The following is a 3,664-nucleotide window of genomic DNA, read 5'->3' as shown; positions in this document are numbered from 1 at the left end:
TGCCTCTTCTTGAGCAATAAACATCTGAGAATAAGCAAGATATTCCATAATGCACCCCTTTATATGAAAAAATGAGTAATCAGAGATAACTATTTCAGTTTTCTCTGTATTTACTCTTAGTATATTTTATATCTCTGTGTTTTCAAAAGGTTTTTGCTGGTAGCGAAATTAAGAAAAAATAAAATCAACGTGAGTTCGATAAACCTCTCCCTGCCTTTAACTAAAGTTCAACGCTGCCCCTCTCCGAATCGGAGAGGGACGATTTTGCGTAGCAAAATCAGGGAGAGGTCTTTATGATTGATCTAATTAAGCGGATACTATAATAATCCGTCGAATTCAGGTTGAAATCAGACTGTCCAGATCCCCGACTTCTTTAAGAAGTCGGGGATCTAACTTTTCACGAATGATTTAGGATTACTATATATAATCCGTCGAATTCACGTTGAAATCATTTAAAAGATTCCTACAAAAATAAATAAAATTTAGTAAAAGCTTTTTTGCTTACTGGCTCCTTACTTATACGTCCAAATATGTCAAGCGTATTGTTCGAGTCTAGCTAAACTAGCAACTATAGAAGCTAATTCGTCTATGTCTATCGGCTTGCAACAGTATATATCATAACCTGCTAATAATGCACGATTACGGTCTTCGTCGAAAGCAGATGCCGTCAGAGCAATAGCTGGAATCTTCCTCCCTCGCTTTGCTTCTATATTTCTGACCTTCGTGAGCAGTGAGCAGCCGTTCTCATCAGGTAAATAAATGTCACTAATTAATATGTCTGGTTTAAAAAATGACATAATTTCTAGAGCATCACCTGCCGAAGTAGCTGTAATAATCTCTGCTCCGTCTATTTCAAATAGGAAGGTAAGTAAGGTTCTCGTATCAGCGTCGTCGTCTACAACGAGCAATCGCAGACCTTTAAAAGACATCGACTGATTAGACATTAATTCTCACCGCCATGAAGCTAGAAGACTTTGAGTAGCAAATGCAATGCATCAAATCGCATGTATTTGTAAATGCCATTTGATGCCTAATTTACTAAATTTTAATGGAACTAACTCGCAAATGTCTGTCCGGTTGCGGACATTGTAAGTTAATATTATTCACTAGCGATGTCTACGACGGGCTACGCCTACGCACCTTGGTTGATTCCCAGCAACCGAGCAAAATCTTTTTGGATGACTTGATAACACTCGCAGGAAGTTGCTTCCAAATCATCTCGGTTCAGGATGTTAATTTGACCACGTTGGTAACTGATCATTCCGGCTCGGCTGAGACTGCTAGCCGCTACTGTCACACCGGAGCGCCGTACACCGAGCATCTGAGCAATAAATTCTTGCGTGAGCGGAAATTCTTCTGATTCCAAACGGTCAGATACTGTCAGAAGCCAACGAGCCAGCCGTTCTTCCAATGTATGAAGACGGTTGCAGGCACATGATTGTGTAAGTTCGGTATATATAGCTCGGAGATAGCGCAGCAGCAGCTTTTGAATAGCTCCGCCCCGATTGAACTCGGTTCTAAGGACATCTGCATCCATTTGCATTCCAGCGCCCGCAACTTGGACAAACGCTTTTGTGGTTGTTGTCTTGCCTCCTAAAATTACTGGGATACCCACCATGCCTTCGTTACTCACTATCCCAACTTCCACTGTCGATCCATCTTTTATATTAGTGACTATAGAAATCACTGCGTGTTGGGGAAAATAAACGTGTGTGATGGGTTCTCCTGGTTCGTAAATGACTTGCCGAGTGGGAAGCGGAACTAACTTCAGGTTCGGAATAAGGCGCTCATAATCACTAGTTGGCAAAGCCGCGAGTAACTTATTTACTTGCGGCTTAAGAAGGTTGTCGCTCACTGAACATTAAATGAGAAATTTGCTCATAATATTTTAAATCAAGTTAATTTTGCGCGTCTGTTCGGTTTCGCACACCTAACTCAAAAAAATTTTTTGGCTGGGTTACTAGACTTTTTGCCCAGTAACCGAGCAAATTCATTTTGTATAACTTGATAACACTCGCAGGAAGTTGCTTCCAAATCCTCTCGGTTCAGGATGCTAATATTACCACGTTGGTAGCTGATCATTCCGGCTCGGCTGAGGGTGCTAGCCGCTACTGTCACACCGGAACGGCGTACACCTAGCATTTGGGAGACAAATTCTTGCGTGAGTGGAAAATCTTCTGATTCCAGACGGTCAGAAACTATTAGTAGCCACCGAGCCAGCCGTTCTTCCAGTGTATGGAGACGGTTACAGGCAGTTCCTTGCGCCAGTTCAGAGTATACAGCTTGCACGTAGCGCAGCAGCAGGATTTGAATAGCTCCGCCTCGATTGAACTCGGCTTTCAGTATATCTGCATTTATCTGCATAGCAGCACCCGAAACTTGCACAAGCCCTGTTGTGGTTGTGGTGTTGTCTCCTAAAATTACCGGGATACCCACCATGCCTCCATTGCTCACTAAACGAGCTTCCACAGTCGAACCATCTTCCATAGCGGTGACTATAGAAACCACTGCCTTATGAGGAAAATAGACCTGTGCGATCGGTTCGGCTGCTTCGTAAAGGACTTTCCGTAATGGGAGCGCAACCAGCTTCAAATGGGGAACAAGACGTTCATAATCACTGGCTGGCAAAGCTGCAAGGAGCTTATTTGATGGTTGCTGAAAGAGGTTTTTATCTAATGACATTAAAAGTCACTCTCCTTAAAAGTAGGTGACTTTAGAAAAGACAGATTAGGGCACAAGGAAAGGATTAAAGTTTTGATCCTAATGTCGAAAGGTGTATTCGCTAAAGAAACACGGGGACAATCTCAAAAATATTAAATAAACACAGTTGCTAGAGTTTGTAAGGTTTGGTACATAGCAGATCCAAAAAAATTATTTTGTCCGTTTATTGGGCTTATTGCCCAATAAACGGACATATTCATCTTCTATAATCTGATAACATTCGCAAGAGATTTTTTCTAAAGCCTCTCGATTCAAGATGTTAATCTGACCACGGTGGTAGCTGATGATTCCGGCTTCGCTCAGGATGTTAGCTGCTTCGGTAACACCAGGGCGACGTACACCGAGCATCTGTGAGATAAATTCTTGCGTGAGTGGAAATTCTTCTGATTCCAGACGGTCAGAAACTGTTAGCAGCCACCGAGCCAGCCGCGTCTCTAGTTTATGAAGACGGTTGCAAGCAACTCCTTGTGCTATTTGAGTGTACATACCTTGCACGTAGCGCAACAGCAGGCTTTGAATAGCTCCCCCCCGATTGAATTCGCTTCTGAGTATATCTGCATCCATTTGCATTCCAACGCCTGCAATCTGCACAAATGCTGTTGTGGTTGTGGTGTCATCTCCTAAAATTATCGGCATACCCACCATGCCTTCATTACTCACTAAACCAACTTCTACAGTCGAGCCATCTTCCATAGTGGTGATGATAGAAACCACTGCTTTATTAGGAAAATAGACCTTTGTGATCGGTTCGCCTGGTTCGTAAAGGACTTTCCGAAGTGGGAGCGGAACGAGCTTCAGGTGTGGAACAAGACGCTCATAATCAACGGCTGGCAGAACTGCCAGCAAATAATTTGCTGGTTGCTCAAGGGCATTTTCGTTTAATGACATTGGGATTCTCCTAAATATAGCCGTCTGTAGAAAAGGCAGCTTGCGGCATAAGGAG

At 42.9% G+C, this 3,664-nt stretch carries 4 protein-coding genes; all 4 read right to left on the bottom strand.

From position 1 onward, the window contains the following. Positions 1–533: 533 nt before the first annotated feature. On the bottom strand, positions 534–944 hold the full coding sequence (locus VE944_RS12675; RefSeq protein ID WP_324977495.1) for a response regulator: 411 nt from the start codon (positions 942–944) through the stop codon (positions 534–536). Between the two features lie 188 nt (positions 945–1,132). Further along, positions 1,133–1,855 (bottom strand): Crp/Fnr family transcriptional regulator, encoded by a 723-nt coding sequence (locus tag VE944_RS12670; protein WP_324977493.1) that lies wholly within the window; start codon positions 1,853–1,855, stop codon positions 1,133–1,135. Between the two features lie 80 nt (positions 1,856–1,935). Continuing rightward, positions 1,936–2,682 (bottom strand): Crp/Fnr family transcriptional regulator, encoded by a 747-nt coding sequence (locus VE944_RS12665; RefSeq protein WP_324977491.1) that lies wholly within the window; start codon positions 2,680–2,682, stop codon positions 1,936–1,938. Between the two features lie 189 nt (positions 2,683–2,871). Further along, on the bottom strand, positions 2,872–3,609 hold the full coding sequence (locus VE944_RS12660) for a Crp/Fnr family transcriptional regulator (RefSeq protein WP_324977487.1): 738 nt from the start codon (positions 3,607–3,609) through the stop codon (positions 2,872–2,874). Between the last annotated feature and the right edge of the window lie 55 nt (positions 3,610–3,664).

It is taken from the genome of Nostoc sp. (assembly GCF_035638895.1).
Lineage (GTDB): Bacteria > Cyanobacteriota > Cyanobacteriia > Cyanobacteriales > Nostocaceae > Nostoc.
Note: the sequence above shows the minus strand (reverse complement) of the source record. Positions and strands in the feature narration are given on the sequence as shown.

Coding starts and splice junctions, on each gene's coding strand:
- VE944_RS12660 (WP_324977487.1), bottom strand. CDS start 3,609: ATGTCATTAAACGAAAATGCCCTTGAGCAACCAGCAAATTATTTGCTG.
- VE944_RS12665 (WP_324977491.1), bottom strand. CDS start 2,682: ATGTCATTAGATAAAAACCTCTTTCAGCAACCATCAAATAAGCTCCTT.
- VE944_RS12675 (WP_324977495.1), bottom strand. CDS start 944: ATGTCTAATCAGTCGATGTCTTTTAAAGGTCTGCGATTGCTCGTTGTA.